The sequence below is a fragment of the Bradyrhizobium iriomotense genome, from assembly GCF_030160715.1.
GTDB classification, from domain to species: Bacteria; Pseudomonadota; Alphaproteobacteria; order Rhizobiales; family Xanthobacteraceae; genus Bradyrhizobium; species Bradyrhizobium iriomotense.
In genome coordinates this window covers 200,754-223,493 of record NZ_BSOW01000015.1, presented here as the reverse complement: position 1 = coordinate 223,493, position 22,740 = coordinate 200,754, and the positions used below count along the sequence as shown (strand labels likewise).

Annotated in this window: 17 protein-coding genes and 3 pseudogenes; 8 read left to right on the top strand and 12 right to left on the bottom strand. The window is 57.2% G+C overall.

What is annotated here, in order from left to right:
- Positions 1 to 16 precede the first annotated feature (16 nt).
- On the top strand, positions 17 to 1,903 hold the full coding sequence (locus tag QQL28_RS22610; RefSeq protein ID WP_284268814.1) for a recombinase family protein: 1,887 nt from the start codon (positions 17 to 19) through the stop codon (positions 1,901 to 1,903).
- On the opposite strand, the pseudogene QQL28_RS22605 reads toward QQL28_RS22610, so the two are convergent.
- Positions 1,794 to 2,267: pseudogene (locus tag QQL28_RS22605) on the bottom strand (IS66 family transposase); the annotation flags it as partial. The gene QQL28_RS22610 and the pseudogene QQL28_RS22605 overlap by 110 nt on opposite strands.
- 42 nt (positions 2,268 to 2,309) lie before the next feature.
- On the opposite strand from QQL28_RS22605, the gene QQL28_RS22600 reads away from it, so the two are divergent.
- Positions 2,310 to 2,804 (top strand): transposase, encoded by a 495-nt coding sequence (locus tag QQL28_RS22600; protein ID WP_348522512.1) that lies wholly within the window; start codon positions 2,310 to 2,312, stop codon positions 2,802 to 2,804.
- A gap of 141 nt (positions 2,805 to 2,945) precedes the next feature.
- Here QQL28_RS22600 and QQL28_RS22595 read toward each other — a convergent pair whose 3' ends face one another.
- The 4 genes from QQL28_RS22595 to QQL28_RS22580 form a co-directional block, all read right to left on the bottom strand.
- Positions 2,946 to 4,133 carry an SGNH/GDSL hydrolase family protein gene (locus QQL28_RS22595; protein ID WP_284268793.1) on the bottom strand — a complete coding sequence of 396 codons (1,188 nt, stop codon included), beginning with the start codon at positions 4,131 to 4,133 and terminating at the stop codon, positions 2,946 to 2,948.
- A gap of 83 nt (positions 4,134 to 4,216) precedes the next feature.
- The gene (locus tag QQL28_RS22590; RefSeq protein ID WP_284268791.1) at positions 4,217 to 6,052 is read right to left on the bottom strand and encodes a carbamoyltransferase family protein; all 1,836 of its coding nucleotides are present in this window, start codon (positions 6,050 to 6,052) and stop codon (positions 4,217 to 4,219) included.
- Positions 6,053 to 6,055: 3 nt separating this feature from the next.
- Entirely contained in the window at positions 6,056 to 6,208 is a 153-nt protein-coding gene (locus QQL28_RS22585) for a DUF5989 family protein (protein WP_284268789.1), read from the bottom strand.
- A gap of 7 nt (positions 6,209 to 6,215) precedes the next feature.
- Positions 6,216 to 6,608: an SxtJ family membrane protein gene (locus tag QQL28_RS22580; RefSeq protein ID WP_284268787.1), complete on the bottom strand. Its 393-nt coding sequence runs from the start codon at positions 6,606 to 6,608 to the stop codon at positions 6,216 to 6,218.
- Between the two features lie 1,264 nt (positions 6,609 to 7,872).
- Between QQL28_RS22580 and QQL28_RS22570 the strand changes: the two genes are divergently transcribed.
- From QQL28_RS22570 to QQL28_RS22545, 6 genes and pseudogenes are all read left to right on the top strand, one after another.
- Positions 7,873 to 9,264, top strand: a complete 1,392-nt coding sequence (locus QQL28_RS22570; protein WP_284268785.1) for an FAD-binding oxidoreductase — start codon at positions 7,873 to 7,875, stop codon at positions 9,262 to 9,264.
- Between the two features lie 61 nt (positions 9,265 to 9,325).
- Positions 9,326 to 9,750 (top strand): annotated as a pseudogene (locus tag QQL28_RS22565) (DMT family transporter).
- Positions 9,747 to 10,754 (top strand): annotated as a pseudogene (locus tag QQL28_RS22560) (NAD-dependent epimerase/dehydratase family protein); the annotation flags it as partial. The pseudogenes QQL28_RS22565 and QQL28_RS22560, both read left to right, overlap by 4 nt.
- A 90-nt stretch (positions 10,755 to 10,844) precedes the next feature.
- Positions 10,845 to 12,224, top strand: coding sequence for an aspartate aminotransferase family protein (locus QQL28_RS22555; protein ID WP_284268810.1), 1,380 nt, complete (start codon positions 10,845 to 10,847; stop codon positions 12,222 to 12,224).
- A gap of 568 nt (positions 12,225 to 12,792) precedes the next feature.
- Positions 12,793 to 13,215: a thioredoxin domain-containing protein gene (locus QQL28_RS22550; protein ID WP_284268783.1), complete on the top strand. Its 423-nt coding sequence runs from the start codon at positions 12,793 to 12,795 to the stop codon at positions 13,213 to 13,215.
- On the top strand, positions 13,212 to 14,648 hold the full coding sequence (locus QQL28_RS22545; RefSeq protein ID WP_284268781.1) for a UbiA family prenyltransferase: 1,437 nt from the start codon (positions 13,212 to 13,214) through the stop codon (positions 14,646 to 14,648). Before QQL28_RS22550 ends, QQL28_RS22545 begins: the two co-directional genes overlap by 4 nt.
- A gap of 451 nt (positions 14,649 to 15,099) precedes the next feature.
- Here QQL28_RS22545 and QQL28_RS22540 read toward each other — a convergent pair whose 3' ends face one another.
- The 7 genes from QQL28_RS22540 to QQL28_RS22515 form a co-directional block, all read right to left on the bottom strand.
- Positions 15,100 to 15,789: a class I SAM-dependent methyltransferase gene (locus tag QQL28_RS22540; protein ID WP_284268779.1), complete on the bottom strand. Its 690-nt coding sequence runs from the start codon at positions 15,787 to 15,789 to the stop codon at positions 15,100 to 15,102.
- Between the two features lie 675 nt (positions 15,790 to 16,464).
- Entirely contained in the window at positions 16,465 to 18,321 is a 1,857-nt protein-coding gene (locus QQL28_RS22535) for a hypothetical protein (protein ID WP_284268777.1), read from the bottom strand.
- 98 nt (positions 18,322 to 18,419) lie between these two features.
- Entirely contained in the window at positions 18,420 to 19,283 is an 864-nt protein-coding gene (locus QQL28_RS46175) for a class I SAM-dependent methyltransferase (protein WP_431309630.1), read from the bottom strand.
- A gap of 2 nt (positions 19,284 to 19,285) precedes the next feature.
- On the bottom strand, positions 19,286 to 19,777 hold the full coding sequence (locus QQL28_RS22530; protein ID WP_284268775.1) for a GNAT family N-acetyltransferase: 492 nt from the start codon (positions 19,775 to 19,777) through the stop codon (positions 19,286 to 19,288).
- Positions 19,778 to 19,787: 10 nt separating this feature from the next.
- Entirely contained in the window at positions 19,788 to 20,942 is a 1,155-nt protein-coding gene (locus tag QQL28_RS22525) for an aminotransferase-like domain-containing protein (RefSeq protein WP_284268774.1), read from the bottom strand.
- Positions 20,943 to 20,978: 36 nt separating this feature from the next.
- Positions 20,979 to 21,578 carry a CDP-alcohol phosphatidyltransferase family protein gene (locus tag QQL28_RS22520; RefSeq protein ID WP_284268772.1) on the bottom strand — a complete coding sequence of 200 codons (600 nt, stop codon included), beginning with the start codon at positions 21,576 to 21,578 and terminating at the stop codon, positions 20,979 to 20,981.
- Between the two features lie 11 nt (positions 21,579 to 21,589).
- Positions 21,590 to 22,399, bottom strand: a complete 810-nt coding sequence (locus QQL28_RS22515) for a phosphocholine cytidylyltransferase family protein (RefSeq protein WP_284268770.1) — start codon at positions 22,397 to 22,399, stop codon at positions 21,590 to 21,592.
- Positions 22,400 to 22,740 lie beyond the last annotated feature (341 nt).

Below are 22,740 nucleotides of genomic sequence, written 5' to 3'. Positions count from 1 at the left end.
TTACCTTAACGATCGGGTGCTTCACCTGCGCGCGATCAGATTGGAACGTTGCGCGGCATCAGATTGGAATACCTGCGCGCGATCATTGGAATCCGCACGCCTTGCCCGGAACGGCAGAGACTGGCACACTTTGCTGGAGTTCTGCGGCCTGGTCGGCACCCTGATTGTCGATGAGGAAGCAATCTATGATCCACGCTCACCCAATGACCGGCTGTTGCTTGGTATGAAGGGCACCATGAGTGAGATGGAGTTGTCGATCTTCCGGCAACGGTCCGTCGAGGCCATGCGCCAAAAGGCGCGACGGGGCGAACTCCATTTGACCGTCGCCGTCGGCTACGTGAAGACGGATGACGACCGTATCGAGAAGGATCCTGATCGACGCGTCCAGGACGGCATCTTGCTCGTCTTCCGCAAATTCGCCGAGCTCCAGTCAATCCGGCAGGTGCTGATTTGGTTCAGGCAGGAGAACGTTCTCGTTCCAGCGATTGTGCAAGGTCGCGGTAAACGCCCAGTCGAATGGAAGGCACCTGTCTATCACACACTGCACCACATGCTGACGAATCCAGTGTACGCCGGCTCTTACGCCTATGGTCGGCGAGGCACACGCGTGACGATCAAGGATGGCCGCAAGCGGATCATGCGCGACACGCTCCGGCGCAATTGGAAGGATTGGGAGGTTTTGATCCACGACCATCATGAAGGCTACATTGCCTGGACTGAGTTCGAGAGGAATCAGCACCTGATCGCCGACAACGCCAATGGGAAGAGCTATATAGGTCGCGGATCCATAAGGCGCGGCGAGGCCTTGCTGCCAGGGCTATTCCGTTGCGCGCGCTGTGGCCGACGCCTGCATATCCAGTACACTGGAAAGGGCGGGAATACACAGCGATATGCCTGCCGCGGCGCGTTCGGCACCAAAGCGGCCGACAACTGTATCGGCTTCGGCGGCATGCGGGTCGATCGCGCTGTCGCCCAAGAGGTGCTCGATCGACTACAGCCTCTTGGGATTGAAGCGGCGCTAGCTGCAATGGAGGCCCAGAGCGTGCATCATTGCGACAAGCGTAAGCACATCGAGAATGCAATCCAGCAGGCTCAATACGAAGCCGCCCGGGCACGGAGGCAGTACGATGCCGTAGATCCGGATAACCGGCTGGTCGCCAGTGAGTTGGAGCGGCGCTGGAACGAGAAGTTGGTTCAACTGCGCGACTTGGAGGTCCAGCTCGAGACCCTCGAACAGACGCAGCACACGCCAGCGCTTTCCGCCGCGGATCACGCGAGGCTGATGACTCTCGGCAAGGATTTGACCAAGGCGTGGAATAGTCCCGGCGCATCCATCGAGACACGCAAGAAGATCATCAGGCTACTTGTCAAAGAGATCATCGTCGATGTCGTGGGCGATACATTGGCGCTCATCATTCACTGGCAAGGCGGCGACCACACCCAGTTGATGGTCAAAAAGAACAAGATCGGACAAACCCGCTGGACGGTCGAAGCCGATGTCCTCGATCTCATTCGCGTATTGGCAAGGCAATTATCGGACACGGCAATCGCTGCGATCCTCAATCGGGCCGGCAAGCTAACTGCACATGGTGCGAGTTGGACACGATCCCACGTCTGCAGTCTCCGGAACATCAACGGCATTCCTGTCTACCGCGAGGGTGAACGAGCCGAGCGCGCCGAAGTTACGTTGGATGAAGCCGCCGACATTTTGAAGGTGAGCCGCACGACGGCGTATCGGATGGTCAGCAGTGGCACTCTTCCGGCCCGGCAGCTGTGCAGCGGAGCGCCCTGGATTATCCAGCATGCCGACCTGCAGCGAGACGCTGTGTGCCGCGAAGCCGATGCCAGACGATCACGTCGCCCGATATCTCGAGATCCGCAGCAAAATCTCCTTCCTTTATAAGGGCATCACCAGATGAGCAGTATGAAGCGCCAACGTCGCTGCCTGCGAACAGATAGTTTTTCTTTCCCAACCCGATCGGCTTGATGCTGCGTTCGACCGTATTACTGTCGATCTCGATGCGCCCATCATTGATGAAGCGCGTCAGGCCTTCCCAATGGTTGAGGGTGTAGCGGATCGCCTTGCCAAGGCCGGATTTCTTCGAGACTTCCAGCAGTCGCGCCTCGAGCCAGTGCTTGAAGTCCTCGATCAGCGGTCTGGTGTCGGATTGTCGCGCCGCCGCTCGCTGCGTCGCTGGCAAACCGCGAATGCGATCCTCAACGGCGTAGAACGTCGCGATCCGCTGCAGCGCTTCCGCGGCAATCGGCGATTTCGTCGCGACGTGGACGTCCCAGAACTTCCGCCGCGCATGCGCGAAGCAGAACGCGGCTCCGCGCTTGGGTCCTTGTCAGCGCCTCGAAGCCTCGGCGCCTTCGACCATTGGAAGACCATGACCTTCATCGCGGTGTTGCGCTACGACCGGATCAGCGGGCCGTGGATCATCGACGGCCCCATCAAGGGGGAACTCTTCACCCTGTATGTCGAGAAGGCGTTAGCGCCAACTCTCGTAAAGGGCGAGATCGTCATCCTTTATAACCTCGGCAGTCATTGGGGCAAGCCGGCCCGCAACGCCATCGGCGCCACGGGAGCGCATTTGCTCTTCCTGCCGCCCTACAGTCCCGACCTCGATCCGCTCGATCAGGTCTTCGCCAAATTCAAACACCTGGTTGAGAGCCGCAGAGCGCGACGTCGAGGCGACCTGGCGAAAGGTCGGCGATCTCCTGGATCTCTTCTCCACCCGCGAGTGCGCCAGCTATTTCTGAAATTCAGGATATGTTTTCCGTACAAAAACAGCACGCTCTAGGACTGCGCTATCGACTTGTTTCGACCAAAGCGATACAGTTTCCAGGAAAATCCGCACGGTACGGTCTGCGGGAGCAGGCGACAGCCTCCCGCAACGCGGTAACGTGAGGTAACCTGCGTCCCCCTACGCGACCGGTGCTGTTCACTTCGCGGGCGCATACAGTGCTAGTATGTCGGCTGTAATTTTCCGCGATATCAGCTCGTTTCCATCCTCGCCATAATGCGAGCCGTCGATGTAAATTGGGCTAGCAACATCGGAAAACATATCATGTAAATCATGAATCACGTTTTGCCCCGAACTCTCATATTCTTTGACCAACTTGCTTCTCATCAGAGAGTAAATATCGTTTCTTCCTGGAAGCCGTTTCTCCGATTTTAGAAGGTGATCCTCCTCATATTTTGTCCTGTGTGTTTTATCGGACAACTGGGGCTCAAGGTAAAACAATGTTTTAAAGGATAAGCTCTCTGAAATAGCCTTTACAAACCGAACATTTCCCAGATAGACCTCTAGAGCTCCGTCGGATAGCGCATCTAATTTTTCCAAGCATCCTACGAACTTCCTTTTGCCAGTGAGCAGTCTTGTGAGCGCAAAATTTTCTAGTTTTATGGTTACACGCGCTTTTGCCTCTTTGTCAGAAGATATTCTCTCGAGGTTTGAGCTGCCAATCGGAACGCCCGGTTTTCCTTCATAACATGCGGAGAACGCGTCCATCCGTCCGCCGTAAAAGACCACCAAATCGGGGGCATTCCGCTTTCTTAATTCGAGAACGAACCGAATCAAGCTTTGAGTAGTTACATCCGCACCAACTGCATAATTTGTGACTTTAGCGCCAGTTCCCTTTTCAGCTAACTTTTTGGCGACAAGAGAGGGAATGGTGAAGTCGTCCCTAGATCCATACCCCCATAAGGTCGACCCGCCAAAAAAAAATATTCTTAACCTGGCGCTCCTATCATCGTTGATTGTCCCGGAATTCCACGTTCTTCTGATGCCTTCGTTTACATTTATGAATTTACCCGTATAGTCTGGCGCGCGTGATTGCGTATATGAAGCCCACGGGAGCGGCCAGTGTGCAGCGTCCTTGAATTCCTTGAAGTACCCTTCCGCTAAGTCGGCATTTGCATATACGTCAGCATTGGCCGCAGCCTTAGCGGCACTTACAATTTCTTCTTTGTCAGCTCTCTCGTAGTAGGAGGTCAACAATACTTCCAGACTCATCAATAAAAGAAGAGCAACACCAAGAACCACCCATATTCCGTTTAACAGGGCGGCCACCCGAATAACCCTCTTCCTCGCTCGGGTCGTTCTAAGTAACGCATCATTTGCTTCCATAGGTGTTTTCCGAAGGAGGATTTGCTCAATTTACAGACAGTCGAAAAGCTTCAGGAAATTGGGTTACTAAAGAAACGCCTCGTTTAATCGAATTCATAGCAACTACGATAGTCCTTCAGCGACGCTCTACTCTGGTCTTCCTTCCGTAAGAGCGAATTGCCGATAGCCAGCAGTTCAATTTCTGTTCCCATGAAGCAGCGGAAGGCATCCTCTGGGGTGCAAACGATCGGCTCACCTCGCACGTTGAACGAGGTATTCACGAGAACGGGGCACCCGGTCAGCTCCTTGAACTTCGATATCAATCTATGAAACCGCGGATTAGTCGTGTGATGCACAGTCTGCACTCGCGCGGAGTAGTCTACGTGTGTGACGGCTGGAATTTCCGACCGCGCGACGTTCAACTTATCGATGCCAAAGAGCTGCGTTTGCTTTTCTGACATGGGCAACTGCTTCGTGCTTATCACGTCCGCAACAAGGAGCATATATGGGCTGTCGAAATCCAGCTGAAACCATTGCGACACGTCCTCTCGTAGAACACTCGGCGCAAATGGACGAAAAGACTCGCGATACTTCACCTTGAGATTTAGCTGCTTCTGGATAGTCGGTGAGCGGGGATCGGCAATGATGGAACGGCCGCCAAGCGCTCGCGGGCCAAATTCCATCCGCCCCTGCATCCACCCAATCGCCTTACCGTCGACGAGCGCATGTACGACATTGCTGATCAGTACTTCATCCGATTCGGTTGTGAATACCGCGCCGGCCGTTCTTAGACTCTTCTCGATTTCGCGCTGACTGAACTCTGGCCCAAGATACGCGCCCTTCATGCTGTCGCCCGAATGGATGCTCCTGGGCTTTTCAAGCATGAGATGGTAGGCGCCGAGTGCTGCGCCCACTGCGCCGCCGGCGTCGCCGGCGGCCGGCTGAATCCAGATGTTATCAAAGAGCTCTTCACGCAGGAGCTTTCCGTTTGCAACACAATTAAGCGCTACTCCTCCCGCGAGGCAGAGATTTCTCTGCCCGGTTGTGGTCCGAATTTCTCTAGCAAGCTTTAGGACGACCTCCTCAGTAACGGCCTGAATGGAGGCCGCCAGATCCATCTCCCTCTGCGTCAACCGACTTTCTGGTCGTCTCGCCGGACCACCAAATAGCGCGTCGAACCGACCATTGGTCATCGTTAGTCCGGTGCAGTAATCAAAGAAGCTCATGTTCAGGTGGAATGACCCGTCCTCCTTGATGTTGATCAAATGCTCTTTGATCAGATCCAAATACTTTGGCTCGCCGTAGGGTGCCAGTCCCATAACCTTGTACTCGCCGGAGTTCACCTTGAAGCCGCTGTAGTAGGTGAACGCTGAGTACAGCAGACCAAGAGAATGCGGAAAATGGATTTCCCGGAAGACCGATAGTTCCTTTCCCCTACCGATCGCAAGCGAGGTTGTCGTCCACTCTCCGACGCCATCCATCGTCAACACCGCAGCTTCGTGAAATGGCGATGGGAAGAACGCCGACGCGGCATGACTGAGATGGTGCTCTGAAAAACGGAGTCGACTCGACCAATCAATATCATTTCCTAGCTGTTCGTTCAGCGTCTCCGAGATCAGCGTTCTTTGAAACAGCTTGTCCTTTAGCCAAATCGGCATCGACATTGCGAAGCTTTTAAATCCCCTTGGCGCGAAAGCTAGGTAGGTTTCAAATATCCGCTCGAACTTGCTAAAGGGTTTGTCGTAGAACACTACATAATCGACGTCGGCTGGACATAACCTTCCCGCGCGAAGACAGTAACGAGCCGCATAGGCAGGAAAGCCTGGATCGTGTTTTCTCCGCGTAAAGCGCTCTTCTTGCGCAGCAGCTACCAGTTCGCCGTCTGAGACGAGACAGGCGGCAGAGTCATGGTAGTAAGCTGAGATACCCAGGATATGCATTGGTCAGAACAGCACGTAAACGAAGGGTGAAATGACAGAGCCTTCTGCCAGAACGAGCAGAGCAGCTATGACAACCATGAGAACAACCAGAGGTGCGAGCCACATCTTTTTGCGAACGCGCATGAAAGCCCAGAGTTCTGTGATGAAGAGATACATATGCGTCTCAGAACTGTCGTGTGAAGGACTGACCTGTCGGACCTGGCGGGTTACGACTGATCCAGTAACTTGCTACCGGTCGTCGTTTCAAATGAAGTTCATCGCGCCCAAGTAAACGAGCGATGAAGGCGATCGGTACTAGAAGCCCGAAAAAAATGATCCCCAGAACCAGCGGGCTGATTAGCCGTCCCAGTAACTCGCCAAAGTAGAACCAGAGCAGGTTGAGCGGCGCGAGAATTCGCGGAACGGTCAATGCTATGCTGGCGAATGCGACGCTGATACCAAAGAGCGACACGTAAGCGGCAGCGATGTGTCCCTTGATGGCCGCGTATGCGCTCAACGCAAGAAATAAGGCGCAAAATGCGAGGCCGAAGCGTCGATTGGATGGCAGTTTGGCCAAGACTCTCATGCTATGCCCCTGCTATACGTTTGGCGATCATTTCTCCTCAGTTTTCTTATCGCAGCGCGTTGCGGATAGCCCTGCATGCGTCGTGCCAAAGAAGAAAATCGCTTAAGAACAATACGATCACTCTGACAGAGCGCTCTGTCTCATGTCCAACATTGTCGAAGATCCGACAACGGGTGCAGGCGTAAGCGCCTGATTGGACTGGCCAGCCGGCCACCGAAGGGACTGCGCCAGAGCGCGTTCGACGCTGCTGTCTCCTCCGCACCTTGTGCAGCGCTCGCTCGGCCACGCGTCACTGCGCACTACCGTAAGCGTAGCTCTGCGGCCTTTTAATTGACACTCGACGCTTATCTTGACCGCAGCTTGTGCTAGCGCGGCTGCCACGTTTCCGATCAATGGGCTGACGGCGCGGCGTCGAGCGCATGCCGATCGATGACGTTCGGATCGAACCGCTGTGGGCTCCAGATGCATATTTTCGTGCTCTGGAGCGTAGGACCGCCAATGGCTTCGAGGTAGTCGACGCCGGTCTCTGCTTATCGTAAGGCCCGTGTCTCCAAAGTGATCTTGGCCAAGCATGCCGTGTGAGCTGCAATAGCGGCAATGCGGCAGATTCCTCTGCAAGCATGTCGCGAGGCGATCTAAAAGCGACGACCTCCAGACCCACCGACTGAAAAAGGTTCGTGAGCCATCGACGCATCGAGGCGTCGTCCTTGACAACGAAGACGATGGCGCTTGCCGCTTCCTTGGCCTTCCTATCTTCGTGCCGCGAGTCAGAGCCTCCGGTCACGACAGGAGCTCTTTGTGCAACGGCACGGTAAAGTCTGCTTCAACGTCGCGCACAATGTCCCAGCCAGCTAAGCCGGTGGATGTGGAAACGGATGTCATGGTCGAACTGCTAAAGCACCGCCAGACGAAAGAGGCGGCAACAGATATGTTCAACCTAAAGCCACCGCGTCACATTCCGACTCCACCACCAGGCCGGCAGGTGAATGTCGCTTGGCATTGTCCGACGCCAACGAATGTCGGACATGGGACACAGACGGTCCGATCGATTGCCGTTGTATCTAAACGAATTTTGCCTTTGGCACGCATATTGCCGTGTCTTCCGCATAGAGATCACGACCGGCGATAATCGCGCGGAGCATATGGAAATGTTAGCACATTGCTTTCGGTTAGGGCCCACATCTGGCCGATACACCCCATCGTTCAAGGGCGGAATCGGCGCGCTACTTCTCGTAATCGCGGTGATGATGATGCCATGAGCTCCCATCGTAGCTTTGGCCTCACCAATCCGGCCGCGCCGAAAGTGCTCGAGCCCGAAGGCGCGATTGCGCTGCTGAAGACTGGCACGGCGGAGGCCGGTTCGCTGCTCGGATATGGCAACGGCCGTAGCTACGGTGACAGCTGCCTCAATGGACAGGGCGCGGTGGTCGACATGCGGTCAATGAACCGTATCTTGGCCTTCGATCCTGCGACCGGGCTGATCGAGGCCGAAGCGAGCGTGCTGCTATCGGACATCATCGCCCACGTCGCGCCGCACGGCTTCTTTCCGGCGGTCGTTCCAGGAACGCAGTTCGTTACGCTGGCAGGCGCGATCGCGAACGATGTCCACGGCAAGAACCATCATCGTCGCGGCACCTTCGGCGGTCATGTCGAGGCGCTGACGCTACTCACCTCGGACGGACGAACCCACCGCCTGACGAGGGGCTCGAAGTGTGGGCTTTTTGCGGCGACCATCGGCGGTATGGGGCTGACGGGTCTGATCCTCTCGGCCACCGTGCGCCTGATGCGCGTGCCCTCGCTCGACATTGAGGAGGAGATCACGCCTTTCCGCGGCCTAGATGAATACTTCGATCTCGTCGAGGCGGCCGATGCCGCCAATGAGTATGCTGTTGCCTGGACCGACCAGCTGGCCACCGGCCAGCGAGAAGGGCGCGGGCTGTTGATCAGCGGCAACCATGCCGAATACGGCGCGCGCAAGGCGGGCGCCGCGGGAATGGTGCTTGCGGTGCCGTTCCGGGTGCCCGTGAGTGTGCTCAACCGGCCGTTCCTGAAACCGTTCAACGGCGCCTATTACTGGAAGAAGAGCAAGGCGCGCGGCAAGCATAAGATCGGCTACCAAGGCTTCTTCTTCCCGCTCGATGGCATAGCCCACTGGAATCGGCTCTATGGGCCGAGAGGGCTCTATCAACACCAGAGCGTCATTCCAGAAGGTGAGGCTCGCAAGACCGTTCCGGCTTTGCTCGCTGCGGCGCGAGAGGCCGGCCACGGCTCCTTCCTGACGGTGCTCAAGCGCTTCGGCGGCATCCCTTCGCCAGGGCTCATCTCATTCCCAAGGCCGGGTTACACGCTGACGCTTGATTTTCCGAACCGCGGAGCTGAGACGCTCGCGCTGATGGAGCGGCTCGATCGAATCACCATCGAGGCCGGCGGCGCGGTAAACCCTTACAAGGACGCACGGATGGCGCCGGAGGTCTTCGCAGCCTCGTTTCCGGCCTGGCGCAACCTCGAGGCGCATCGCGACCCTGCCTTCCTGTCCGATTTCTGGCGGCGCACAGCGGTGCGGCTGTCGACGGAGGCAAGAAGGGCGCTCGCGGCTGAGCGAACGAATTCGGGTGGGAGACTTACAGCGCGAATTCATTCAAATTGAATCGCGTCATCGGTTGTTATTGGGCCGGCGGCTGAAGGCACGCCGGTGGGTGAGACGTGAAATGTATCGCTTCCTACTCTTTACGGTTCTGACGAACGCCGCTGCACAGCTCATGCTGAAATACGGCGTGATGCAGCTCGGGCCACAGTCCTTCGCTGGCCTCAACCCGATCCTGAAGATCGTACATATCGTGTTCAATGGGTCTTCCTTGGTCTCTCCACCATCGTCGTCATCTCCATGGCCTCCCGCCTCTACATGCTGTCCAAGGTGGAGCTGTCGTTCGCCTATTTGTTCCTCAGCCTGGCCTATGTGGCGGTGTTCGCCTATTTCATGTTCCGCGAGGAACTCAACGCGTTCCGCATCGCTGGCATCGGGTTCATCAGCATCGGCACCGCGCTGATCGTCCAGAGCGGCCCCAGCCACACGGAGACCACGGCGACGACGACTACTCCTGAAACCGTCAAGACAAGCGAGCTCGCACGGTGAGACACATTATTTTCGGTGGAGACGGCTTCGTCGGCCGGCACCTGGCCCCAAAGCTGCTGGCCGATGGCGAGGAAGTCGTCGTCGCCGACATCAACAAGAGTGACCTGCCGCATTATGGCAAGGTGCGTTTCGTGCGTTGCGACGTGACCGACCCAGCTTCGGTCTCGGCGGTTGGTATCAAGTCCGACGACATGGTCTACAACCTGTCCGCCAAGATGCTGTCGCCAATCCAAGTGCGCGCCAAGCGACATGAGTTCTTCTGGCCGGTCAACTATCACGGCACGGAGCACATCATTCTAGCCATGGCGAAGGTGGATGCGCCGCGGCTCGTCCATTTCACGACCGACATGATCTACGGCCACACCGTCGCGCATCCGATGACCGAGGAGCATCCGGTCCGTCCGCTTGGCGAGTACGGCTTGTCGAAGCTGAAGACCGAAGAACTGGCGGAAGAATGGCGCACGCGCGGCATGCGCATCTCGCTGTTCCGACCACGCCTTATCATCGGCCCTGGCCGGCTCGGTATTCTGGAGAAGCTGTTCAAGCTGATTGACTGGAACCTTCCGGTGCCGATGATCGGCTCGGGCAAGAACCCCTACCAGTTCATCTCCGTGTTCGACTGCGCAGAAGCCGCGCGGCTCGCCTGGAAAGCGAACGTGCCGAACGAAGCCTACAATCTCGGCTCGCTTAACCCGCCACCGGTGCGCAAGCTGCTTGGCGACCTGATCAGGCACGCACGCTCGAAATCGATCCTGCTGGGGACACCCGCCCGGGCGGTGAAGCGCACGCTCGACTTGCTCGATCTCGTCAACATGCCGTTGATGGAGCCTGAGCAGTATTTAATCGCTGACGAGGTCTGCGTGCTCGATGTCGCCAAGGGCAAGCGGGACCTGGGGTGGGTACCGCAAGACCGCGATGAGGATATGCTGATCGCGGCCTACAGCGAATACCGCGCCAAGAAGGACGGCAAGGTCGCCGCAAACACATTCCGGCCGAGTAAGAGTTTTCCGATGACCAAGTCTCCGACGAACAATGCGTGCCCGGTGGTCGAGGCGCCCGGACTGGCGCCCGCCCCAGTCGCACGGCCGGACCTGATGACGATGGAGGACGCCAAGGCGCTGTCCGTCGACAGGATGACGGACCTCTTCAAGACTCACATCAATCCCGGCCAGCTGCACTTCATGAAGCTGCTCGGCTTCCACAAGATAAAGGTCGAGCGCGCCGAGGGTATGTATTATTACGACCAAGACGGCCGGAAGATACTCGATTTCTTCGGCGGGTTCGGCTCTCTGGCGCTCGGCCACAACCATCCGCGCGTCATCGCGGCGCGGAACAAATTCCAGGAGGAGAAACGGCACGAGATTGCGATCGCCTTTATGTCGCAGTATGCGGCGGCTCTTGCACACAACCTCGCTGCCTGCTCGCCGGGCGACCTCGACATGGTGTTCTTCGGCTCCTCAGGCTCCGAGGTCATGGAAGCAGCGCTCAAGCTCGCCGAGCGCGCGATGGGACCGGGTCGGCCGAAGATCGTCTATGCCGAGAATTCCTTCCACGGGAAGACTAAGGGAACGCTCGCCGTCACTGACGGCAAGCTCTACCGTGCCGAGTTCCGGCTCAACGACAATACGGTGCGCGTGCCGTTCGGTGATATCGGCGCGGTGGAGAGCGCCTTCGACTCCGACCCACAGATCGGCGCAATCGTGCTCGAGACGATCCAGGGCGGCGGAGGCATCGTCCAGGCGCCCGCCGAATACTGGCAGAAGCTGCGTAAGCTCTGCGACCAGTACGGCATGATCTGGGTCGCCGACGAGGTGCAATGCGGCTTCGGTCGTGCCGGCCGGTTCTTTGCCTTCGAGCATTACGGCGTGGTGCCGGACATCACGGCGCTGGCGAAGTCGCTCGGTGGCGGCAAGAGCGCCATGGCCGCGATGATCGCCAGTCGCGATGTTTACATGAAGGCCTACGGCACGCCGAAGACGGCCATGATCCATGCCCAGGCAACCTTCGGGGGCATCGGCGAAGCGTGCATCACCGCGGTCGAGGCGATCAACGTCCTTTATGACGAGAACCTGATCGAAAATTCCGCAGAGACCGGCGCCTATCTGCTCGACCGACTGCGGGCGCTGCAGGCGAAATATCCGAAGATCATTAAGGAGGTCCGGGGCAGGGGCCTGATGATCGGCATCGAGTTCCAGGACTTCAGCCAGACATTGCCGGCGGCGCTGAGGTCGGTGGTCAGCATGCTCGACGATAAACTGAAGGGCTCGCTCTCCGGCTTCGTGGGGGCGCTGCTCCTGCGCGACTACGATGTGCTAGTGGCCTTCACCGAATACAACCGCAACGTCATCCGACTCGAGCCGCCGCTGATCTGCTCGTGCGACCACGTCGACACCTTCATCGATGCACTCGACAGCCTTCTCGCACGCGGCATCATCTCTATCGTGAAGGATTTCGTGAAGAGCCAGGTCGGCTGATAAGGCAAAAGGGGCGGGGGCATTGCGGAAGCCAGCGCTGGGATGGGCGGCGATCGCCGGGCCGCGCCGGTTCTATATGCCGATATCTGCTGGAAGGACTGGAGCAGCCTGGCGACGTATTTCAACTAAAAGAAGATTACGACGGATTGCTGCCGGCGGAGATGCGCGGTTGAAGCTGTGCGAGGAGGAGAAATAGCAAGCTGAAGAAACTGCTGAGTGACTATCGCTCGTCAACGCGTAGCCAATCTCTTACGGAGAGTGGCACGGAAATCTCCGCAACCACGGCTCATCCTTGTTCGGTGTCTGACAACGGTACAATGGCTGTTCGGTCAAAAACACGGGCCGTTGTCAGCTCCGTACAAACTCTTTCAAAACGAATCAGAAACTTACCGTACGCGAACGACCCTGGCATGGCTATTGCTATGAGATGTAGCAATGAGTGAGTGGCGAGGCGTGCATAGACGCGCAAAACGAGTGATACTCTTCTTCCCTTTGAAGACGACGCGCGCCCTTTTTGAGAGAAGCAAGCTCACGTACGAAGTCGTTGGTAATGGATTTGGAGATCAACATGGCGCTTCGTATGGAATCACTTGCTCCTCTAATCAACGTGGACAGCTGGCTGTGCGGCCATTCCCTCGCGAGCATGCAATGTATGGCGACGATGTCCCAGCTGGTACAGCTGCAAGAGAAGTACAAAAACGCTGGACTCCAGGCTATTGGAGCCGCTGCCCATGAACACGCTCGCACTGCGGACGATGTTCGAACCAAGTTAAACGCGTGGTTCACGAAAACTCTAGCTAAGCTAAACTATCGGACCGCGCTCGACTACATGGGCGAAATCAACAAACTATGGCTGGACCCCAGTTATTCTTGCGACAGCCCCACCGGGTTCGTGGTCGATCGTGACGGTTGCATCGCCTTTATGGGTCACGCGATCAAACTGGATAACGTTTTACCGAAATTTGCCGGCGGCATCCGGCGCGAGCGATGATAGCTAAAGCCGCCGAGTTTCTGCGCGAGAAACCGTTGGTAGTAGATCTAGACAGATCCTTGCTGCTTACGGACGTGCTATATGAGTCGTTCTTGAACGTCCTGCCTCTTGGATTCCGCGCGACTTCTGCAGCGCTACGCGCCGATAGCAAAGCCGCCGTAAAGCATTATTTTGCCCAGACGTCCGAACTGGATTATGCCACTCTCCCATACAATACCGGCGTTATGGACCTAATCCAAGCTGCCAAAGCGCGGGGCAGAAAAGTTTATTTAGCTACCGCAGCCAACGCGAAGCACGCGAAGGCAATCGCCGATCACTTGGGCGTCTTCGACGGCTGGTTTGCTTCTGACGCAGAAACAAATTTGTCGGGACCTTTGAAGGCCGAGATACTCACAGCTGCATTCGGTAAGAATGGATTTGATTACATCGGGAACGCTCCCTCAGATTTTCCGGTCTGGGAGACTGCCGACAAGGCCTACGGCGTTGACCTTTCCAACTCCGTAAAACGTCGGCTTGTCGCGCTCAAGGGCAACTACGTCGCAGTAGATGACGGCAATGCGGGCGCGCGGGCATGGTTCAAGGCTCTTCGGTTCCGTCAATACGTGAAGAATCTCTTGATCTTTGTACCATTGGCAGCCTCGCATCAATTTACGCTGGCTCGCCTCATCACAGATGTGATCGCCTTTCTAGCTTTTTGTGCTTGCGCATCAGCCGTTTACATTCTCAACGATCTACTAGATCTTAAATCTGATCGTGCGCATCCTAGTAAGCGCGCTCGACCCTTTGCGAGCGGCCTTCTTCAACTTCGGACCGGCTTGCTTTCGGCTCCTGCGCTCCTCGCATTTTCGCTGATGCTTGCAACTATAGTCTCACTTGAGTTTGTCGGCGTATTGGTTGGCTATTTTGTATTAACGAGTGCCTATTCTGTCTTTTTCAAGCGCAAAATGCTTGTGGACGTCGTGGTGCTGGCAATGCTCTACACGACACGCATTGTTGCAGGTGGCCTGGCAGCTCAAATTCAGGTTTCGGAGTGGCTTTTCAGCTTCTCCCTGTTCATTTTCACATCGCTCGCGCTAATCAAGCGCTACGTTGAACTGGCGACGAGGCTCGACCGCGGCCTCCCGGATCTTTCAGGCCGCAACTACAAGATTGGCGATCTTGATGTCATTGCCGCTCTGGCTGCTGCGGCTGGCTTGAACGCTGTCACGATCTTTGCATTCTATGTGGCATCGTCCGACGTGCGGATGCTCTATCGACATCCAAAGGTACTATGGCTCATCTGTCCAATTCTTCTCTGTTGGATAGGCAGGGCGCTCATGATGGCGCACCGACGCCAAATGGACGACGATCCTATTGTCTTTGCACTGAGGGACCGTATCAGCGCAATCGCCATCGCGGCGATTATTACCGTAGTTATCATTGCCACATTCTAGAGTTTCTGCAAGTGCTTAGGCTTAGGCGCCCGGTCATGACGCTGGCGTAAGAAAGCGCGGCCCAACATCCTGCAAAATCGAATACTCTATCGAGATGGCTTCTGCCTATCTCCTATCTCTCGCGGCAATCTGCATTCTTCACGGGCGACTGCGGCGGATCAGCCTCGACGCTGACGTCACGATCCAACGCGGCCAAGGAGGGCTCACCGATTGCGGGAAGCGCCCGAGATGACGGCGAGCGGCGGTGAGGTTTTGCTTTTCGACGATCGACGTGAAGGGTCGATCGTCCTCGATCCGCTACATCGGCATTCTCCCGCTCAGCGAAGGAGTATATCGAACAAGGCCGTGGCGGTGTCGGATTGCCGTCACCGGGCCGAACGAATATTTGCCAATTTTCCCGTGCCGGCCACGTACCTTGCCGATTAATCCTAACGTTCGGTGCAACCGCCGGTCATTGATGCGCCACGAAAGTCATTCGCCATGGATTATGGCCGATGTTGCGGGGCGCGCGCGTGGCGCGGAAACCGGCCGAGCCAAGCTTTGCGATCATCTCGTCTTCGGCGTAGCGCTGTAGGCCGATCCGGTTACGCAGGTGCCGGTAGTCGGACAGCGATGCGGTGATCAGCCCGGCCAGCGCATCGCGCAGAAAGCCGTGGGCTGCCGCGAACCACAACAGCGCGAGGACGTCTCTGATCATGCCGACCTCGGGCCGCAGGATGTCGCCGAGCACGAAGCGGCCCGACGGTTTCAGCAGCCGGTGGATCACGTCGAAAGCGGAATCGAGCTCGGCCGGCGTCATGTACTGTGCGACCGAATTCATCACGACGAGCTCAACCGAATTCTCGTCCATGTTCTTGAGCTCGTCGAGCGAGTGCACGCGGATCTTGGTGTTGGACGCGAAGCGCGCGGCCAACCGGCCGCGGAGGCCAGGCGCGGGCTCGGCCAGACAGAGCTTGGCGCAGGCATCCGCGACCTTCGCCGCCGAGAGCGCCTCGCCGCAGGCGTAGTCCAGCACCACGGCGTCGGGCGAGCGGATGTAGCCGATGATGTCGCGCGCGATGAGCTCAAAATGCGGGTCGCCCTGCAGCCTGCTCGCATAGATCGTATGCGTGGAATCGAAAAAATCGATCCATTCGTCCATCGCGTTTCGTGTCCGGCGGTCAAGGTTCAATGCGCTTAAATGCGGTCCCTAACATGAAGGTCCAACGTGAGCAAGCCACCACCTATGATAGGTCTGGCAAGATTTCCTGATATACTTGGCTTTGATGGTCAATGGTGGCGATAGCATGGGACAAGCTAACTTGATTGCCTGAGAGTGCAGCCAGCCACTAACAAATACTGATTGCACAACAAGCCAGCCCGCACCACAGATACAGCTGCTCACAAATGTCCAGAGGAATGCTAGTGGCTCGTCGGCCTTAACAAGGCCCATGGCGTCGAAGCAGGCTTCAGAAGCGTCGGTGGAATCGTTTCTCCATTCGTCCTTTCCGTCTCATAAACCCTCGGCGGGATGTTGTGCGCTTCCGCGTCGTCGTCACGCCCTTGCGAGCATTGCTTCAGGCCAAGCGCGCTAGTTTGTGGCACATTCGAGTGAGGCGCTTGGACGCTGCTGCTTCCATCCAGGCTTGGAAGCCTGGGCCAGCTTGGGCGCCTCAGATATGGTTCTCGCTTCCTGAATGAACAGTCTTCGCAGATTACGATTGCTGGGCCTCGTTATGCGGCCGAGAATCGCGCGGTCATGGTCAAGATTTGTTCTGTACCGGGTAGGTTTCCTCGGAGATTCGGATTCCAAGGCCACACGCGAGGATCACAGCTTTCACCATCGGCTCCATTTCTGACGATCCCGCCTTTGCTGCCTGGCTTCACGGCAGGATTGCTCTGCAACCGCCGCGGGGCGTACGGGCTTGAGCAAAGACTGTCTGTAGGCATCCGGATTATCCCCGTCATTGATTGGGGCTTCGAACGCAGCGGCAGCGGCGTAGTCCGATTGACGGGCTCCAAAGGAGGCCATGACACCGGCTTGATCAAGATGATGCGGTCCCTCCGGCTCGATCAGTACCCATGCCTTGGCCAGATCGGCGCAGTTCTCGAATCCGAGCGCTTCCGCGGCGGCAGCGTTACTGCCCGCATATGGCACGAGCGGCCTTGATTGCCCAAAGTGCGCTTCGACGGGGTCCCGGGGCCCGATCAGCCATGGTAGACCGAGCGCTCGTGTTTCGAGCACAAACAGAAGGCCCGGAGAGTGGCCAGAGAGATCGACCACCGAGGTACCGACTTCAAGGCCGACCGGACGGGCCTGGGCTCTGGCCCTGGCTAGATAATCGCTGAGTGATTGCGAGAGTACCAATGTTCCACCGCGCGCCAGGGGGGTAACTGCGGCATAAGCGCGCAGATCGTTCTCCTGCCCCCGCGGCCTGAGGGTGGCATCATTGATCACTGATGCAGTGAACAATTGTGCCAACGCTGTTAGGGGCAGGAGGGTGGCGACGACGCAGCGTCCCTTTTGCGCAAGAGGGCTCAGGAAGGCAATGACCGCGAGCATCCAGAACAAGGCGGCCTTCGAACCACCCCACCAGTAGTTGACACTGGAGCCCAGCGCGGACACGTGCGGCAGGACCAAAAAGGTTAGCGCAAGAGCGATGCTGGTGGGAGCCTGGGTGCGCAGAACCAATCCCCCACGATAGAATATCCCACCAACGCACGTGAAGGCCGGCACAAGGAAAAGAGTCGAGAGCTTGATGCTGATCGGATCGGCCCCCAGCACTGCAATAGTAATTGTTACGATCGACACCGCAGCGACAGCTAGTGACGGGAGCAACCTGTGCCTAGATCCCACGAGAATGCTTAGCAGAAGGGCGATCGCCGTTAAGATAGTGAAAGCGAGCTGCGCGGGACTGGTCTCGAGCCAGTCGATCCGAAACATGAGAGACACGCGGTGCCGGGCGTCCAGCAGGGATTCCACGTCAGCGCTGTTGAGCATACGGGTCACAAGCCCGGTGATGCCGCCGTCGATCACGTAGGCGGTAACTGTCAGCAGAGTGAGGGCGACCAGCCCTGCGCCAAGCATGGGCAGCAGCGATTTTCGCCGTAAAACGACGACATAAAGCATAACGACCAGGGCGATGGCCGCGGCGGCGGTCGGCTTGGCCATGAAGCAGAACCAGCCGCCAACGCCGACCAGGATCCACCCCGAGACCCGTCGGATGCGCCCTGGCCGATCGGCCAGCAGCAAGCCGATCATCACCATCAAGAGCGAGTGAAAGGTCAGTGTGTTGTAGTTGGGGGTGCGCGACAGCGTGCTGTGAAAGTTGACTAATGCCAAGCTGGCGATCCCTGCCGATAGGACCGCTGCACGCGGCCAATCCACTGTCCAGAAGCGCCGGATCACGAGGAAGCTAAGAATCCAGCCCAGCGCCATCGTGAGCGTGACGTTCGCCATACGAAGCACTGCGATGTCGCCACCCGCCCACTGATATGGCCAGTGATAGACGAAGCCAAAAAGGGATGGCGGGATGTTGATTGCGTAGGCGAATGGGTTCGCGATCGAGTTGAGGTAGAGACCTTCGCTGCCGAGATTGAAACCGTAACTGCTGTAGTATAGCAGCCAAGCGAAAAGGATCCCTGTGGTAGCGGCAGACAGAGGCAACAAAGTCCAATCGAGGAAGACCGACAACGACTTTCCGTCTGCAAAGCGGTTATCTCTTGGCATAGGACCCTTTGCTGCCAGCCTCGTAGACGAGGCCCATTCCAGATATCAGCCTCAAGGAGCCTCTAACTGACCTGAGCCACGCAATCTCCTCCCAAAAGCGGTAGGGTCCATCGTCCGGCTGGACTGAGACCATTCAAGCCCTGTCCCGCTGGATCCTCAGCCTTTGTTACTTTGTAAGTCCAAGCTCTTGTTCGCCAGGCTGTCCTCAATGATCGAACGCTGCTGACCCGAGCGCTAATGTCCTCCAGAAGAGCGAGCCATGCCGTGCGTCCAATTTGGCTTGGAACGTAATGTGCCGATCGCCAAGTCGCCATGAAGGTCTCCGGTGAAATCTCGTGCCAATCTACGCAATCGCAATAAATGAAGGGCACGAAATATGGGGACGTCCCGATAGGCTCGACCGTCTTCTCCGCATTTGTAAATGTCTGAGTGATGGCAGTGGAAGACGCCCGGACGAGTTCGTCAACAGAACGCTGAAAGGCGTCTACCCGTAGGTCCCTTGGGTTCCAGAGCACCGTGAGGAAACCGCCTGGTCTAAGGATGCGATTACATTCCTTGAGCGTTCGCTGCGCGTCGAGGAACTGAAATGCGTTTCCGATTAGGATCCAACTCGCGCTCTCGTTGTTCAACCCGCTTTCTTCGGCCGTTCCGCAGCACCATTCGAACAAATCGTCCCCGCGATGAAGACGCAGAGCCTCGTCGCGCATCACCGCCTCTGGCTCAACCGCCCATCCTTTAAGGTTGAGCGCCGCCAGCGTCGCTGTCAAATTCCCAGTCCCTGCGCACAAATCAACCACGTGTCGTCGCTTTTGTTCGATACGAAGACCTGCAGCGAGCGTTCTCAGCAATTCTGGAGAATGCGGCGGGCGTTGGCTGTAGTCATGAGCACTCGTCGTGAAATCTCCCCATTGGATCGCAGTATCCATCGTCACGCCATCCTGCTGCGGAGCTGCTTTGAGCTTGCTTCAGCCCGATTGCCGAGCTTCAGCTCATATAGTCCGACAAGCCCGGAGATGTGATGCGGCACGCCGGTAAGAACCAGTGCAAACCCGAGCTTCACGTAGAAGCCGCCGACGCGTTCTTGTGCATAAAGCCAGACTGAGACTTCTCTCTCGGTGATCAGATTGCACGCGGTTTCAACCAGTTGGCGTCCAAGTCCAGTTCCACGCAAACGGCTGATAACTGCGACGCCACGAATGCGCCAAGCGGCGGCGCTGTCCAATGGAGGCGGCGCTAGCTCTCTAACGGCCGATGCAACTCCGACGACTTGATCTTGCGATGTCGCGGCGACGTGAATGCTATCCGCCTGAACATCGCCAGACGTAATGGTGTCCTTGGGGTGTCTTTCGGGCCGGAGTTCTGATGCTCGCAACGGAACAACCACCGAAAGAGGAACGCGTGCTATCGATATTTGATGCATATCGCCTTGCCTAGCCATTTGCCGTCAGGGGCCCGGTTTCGTCCGCGATCTCTTGAACATCTCGTCCGAGGATCTTGTCCAGGATTGAAAGCCCAACTACGAGGTCATTGGTGGTCGGCGGTGCCGTGAGCGATACCCGGACCGCGTTTGGTATTCGGAGGTCGCTGACAGCGAACACCTCTGCAGGACGTATGAGAATGCCGCAGGTCTTTGCGGTGTCCACAAGCTCGTGCTGCTCGATACGGTCCGGCAGCGGCACCCAAATGTGGAGGGATCCAGGCTTCGTCACGTACTCGGCAGCCGTCAAGATCTTGGATGCGACCTCATGTCGTTCGCGAATATCCGCCCTTAGGGCATCTATAATTTGCTGCGCAAGGCCAGTGCGGATCCAATGATTTATAGTGAGAGAGGATAGAGCGTTCGGAAACCACGAGGACAATCTCTGTACCGGTGCCAGCAGTTCTCGCGCGCGGTCAGCCGTCGGCGCAATTAGGTAAGCAACTCGCAGACCCATCGCGAAGCACTTCGAGACGCTCATGCAATACCACGTAATGTCCGGCGCAAAAGCTGCTATGGGTGGCGGCGCATCGGGATGCAGAAAGCCTAGTACATCGTCCTCAATAATCGTAATCTCATGTTTTCTGCACGTCTCCGCGAGGAGGATCCTTCGTGCGCCCCCCATCACCGCAGTCGTTGGATTATGGACCGTAGGATTACAAAACAACACTCGATGGCCCGATGATTCGAGACAGCCCTCCTCAAGAGCTTCGGGAATGATACCCTCTTGATCAACCGGCAGACCGACGGGCTTCAACCCAGCGCGCGTGGCAAGTTGCCTCAACACGGCATAGGTGAGTGATTCCGTGAACAGGGTCGCTCCGGGCTCGATTGCTCCAAATAATAAGTTTAACGCGCTCTGCGTGCCATTGGTCACAACAATGCGTTCAGGGTCGAGGGCTTGCCCAAACCGGCCACGAAGCCAGCTCGCTCCACATTCAATATCTTCTCTTGTTCCTCCCGGGCGGTTCCGACGGATATCCATTGCGGTCGTATCCGAGGCACAAATTTGCCGAAACGCCTCTTCGAGCGCTTCGTGGATAAAGTGCGGAGCAGGCGGCAGGGCCGTGGTCAGGTCGATCGAACGCTTCAGGCCGGAATCAGGCATCAACTCCTCCGCGTAATCAATTCGCCGTTGCTCGTTTTATGTTCTTGTTGCCAATACGATAGATGCCCCGACACAGAACGCGGTGACAACGAGATACATGACGCCAGCCGTCTTCGGCACTCGGAGCGGAACAACGTGCAGGACGGCAAGTACAACGAGGACGAACGCAAACAGATTAGGGAAGATCGCTTCGGGGATGGCCGAACGGAGCAGGAATACAATCGCGGTTGCCGGGACCACGTAGGTGGTCGGCACCCCGATGAACCGACCTCCCGGCGATCCAAATACGTTGAAATAGCTTAGTCGCAGGGCACTGGCGACAACGAGAACGGTTCCTGCCGCAACGGTCACGGTCGAACCATGGCCCACGATCATCGACGTTACTGCCGGAAAGATGCCGGCACTCACAAGATCGGCAAGCGAATCCAGATTTTTTCCAATCTGTCCTGTTTCCGCAGCACGGCCTTGCGTTCGCTGGGCGACGACGCCGTCGAGGTGATCGGCAAGCAACGCCCAGAGCACGATGGCGACTCCAGCTTCCAGACGGCCGACGATCGCAACGTTGATAGCAATGACTGAGAGCATAAGACCTGCTGCAGTCACGGCGTTGGCCGGATCGAGAAGCTGACGAAACATGGGAGGTTCCCTCAGCCACCAATCCGATGCTCAAGCGACGCGGCTGGCGGGTCGAGCGATGCTGTCGAGAAGATGCTTTCAGCAATGCGCAAGTCGTCGGTGCTGTCGATCTCGTACCAACGGAGATCGTCACAGCGCGCCGCCGCAAGCTGCAGACCGCGGCTTTCGACGAGATGCGCCAGCAGCTCCTCAGTATACGCCTGCGTCGCCCCTGACCCGATTAAGTCGTTCAGCGCAGGCACAATCGTGTTTCTCAGCGTAACGGAATTAAACCGCAGTATATTCATTGTCTTGAAAAGTGGCAGGCCATTCCCGTCAAGGGTTACTGCGGTCTGCTTCAGACAGAACGCAGAAATAAGTCCATTCTCTGAGAGCGTTACAGCGGACCCTTGCATGCTCGGCTCGAACGGTGCAACCGCGGCAACGTCGAATGCATCTATAACGTTGAGATAGCGAAGCGTATCCTCCTCAAAGAAAACATCGCCTTCCAATAGGTAGCAGTCTCCGGAAAGAAGCGCATCACGCGCCAGCCAAAGGGAATAGGCACTGCCCGTGCGGTCGAACACGGTTGACTCGACATAGTTGATCTTAAGTCCGCCGAAGCAGCTGCCGCAGGAATACTGAATGGCGTCCTTGCGATAGCCGACAACGATTGTCGCCTCTTCGACGCCGACTGCTTCCAGGTTTCGCAGGGCGTTGTGGAGGATCGGAGTGCCGTTGACTTCGACGAGGGGCTTCGGGCACAGATCAGTCAGTGGTCGCAGGCGAGAGCCGAAACCAGCGGCGAGAATGATGGCTTTCTTCGGCGCATCGGTAGCCATTTCAAGCACCTTCATTGTTGCACGATATCGCGTCGTCATTCCCAGGCGCAGAGACTCTCCACCGGTCTGTTAAGGCCGGTCCCGTACTTTTCAGTTGAATGAGTTGCCGCAGCCCGCGAACGTATGGCCCGTTCAATAGCCAACTACGATGGTTGTTTCGGCAACGCCAAGGGCGGCGAGATTGCCGGGTGTGTTGTGAAAGATCGGCCTGCAATGAAGTTCGATCAGAGGCTTTGGCCGCATCTCTACCATGGTCGCGCAGGCGCGAGCTGAGCCCCGCTGCACGGACGACGACGTGACTTGGCTTGTCAGGCATGAGGTTAACCTCCAGGCCCCTTGCG

Excerpts from the sequence above, each read along its gene's own strand:
- QQL28_RS22540 (WP_284268779.1), bottom strand. The coding sequence starts at position 15,789 with ATGGACGAATGGATCGATTTTTTCGATTCCACGCATACGATCTATGCG.
- QQL28_RS46175 (WP_431309630.1), bottom strand. The coding sequence starts at position 19,283 with ATGGATACTGCGATCCAATGGGGAGATTTCACGACGAGTGCTCATGAC.
- QQL28_RS22520 (WP_284268772.1), bottom strand. The coding sequence starts at position 21,578 with ATGTTTCGTCAGCTTCTCGATCCGGCCAACGCCGTGACTGCAGCAGGT.
- QQL28_RS22525 (WP_284268774.1), bottom strand. The coding sequence starts at position 20,942 with ATGCCTGATTCCGGCCTGAAGCGTTCGATCGACCTGACCACGGCCCTG.
- QQL28_RS22595 (WP_284268793.1), bottom strand. The coding sequence starts at position 4,133 with ATGGAAGCAAATGATGCGTTACTTAGAACGACCCGAGCGAGGAAGAGG.
- QQL28_RS22530 (WP_284268775.1), bottom strand. The coding sequence starts at position 19,777 with ATGCATCAAATATCGATAGCACGCGTTCCTCTTTCGGTGGTTGTTCCG.
- QQL28_RS22555 (WP_284268810.1), top strand. The coding sequence starts at position 10,845 with ATGACGATGGAGGACGCCAAGGCGCTGTCCGTCGACAGGATGACGGAC.
- QQL28_RS22590 (WP_284268791.1), bottom strand. The coding sequence starts at position 6,052 with ATGCATATCCTGGGTATCTCAGCTTACTACCATGACTCTGCCGCCTGT.
- QQL28_RS22600 (WP_348522512.1), top strand. The coding sequence starts at position 2,310 with ATGCGCGAAGCAGAACGCGGCTCCGCGCTTGGGTCCTTGTCAGCGCCT.
- QQL28_RS22585 (WP_284268789.1), bottom strand. The coding sequence starts at position 6,208 with ATGTATCTCTTCATCACAGAACTCTGGGCTTTCATGCGCGTTCGCAAA.
- QQL28_RS22545 (WP_284268781.1), top strand. The coding sequence starts at position 13,212 with ATGATAGCTAAAGCCGCCGAGTTTCTGCGCGAGAAACCGTTGGTAGTA.
- QQL28_RS22550 (WP_284268783.1), top strand. The coding sequence starts at position 12,793 with ATGGCGCTTCGTATGGAATCACTTGCTCCTCTAATCAACGTGGACAGC.
- QQL28_RS22570 (WP_284268785.1), top strand. The coding sequence starts at position 7,873 with ATGAGCTCCCATCGTAGCTTTGGCCTCACCAATCCGGCCGCGCCGAAA.
- QQL28_RS22515 (WP_284268770.1), bottom strand. The coding sequence starts at position 22,399 with ATGGCTACCGATGCGCCGAAGAAAGCCATCATTCTCGCCGCTGGTTTC.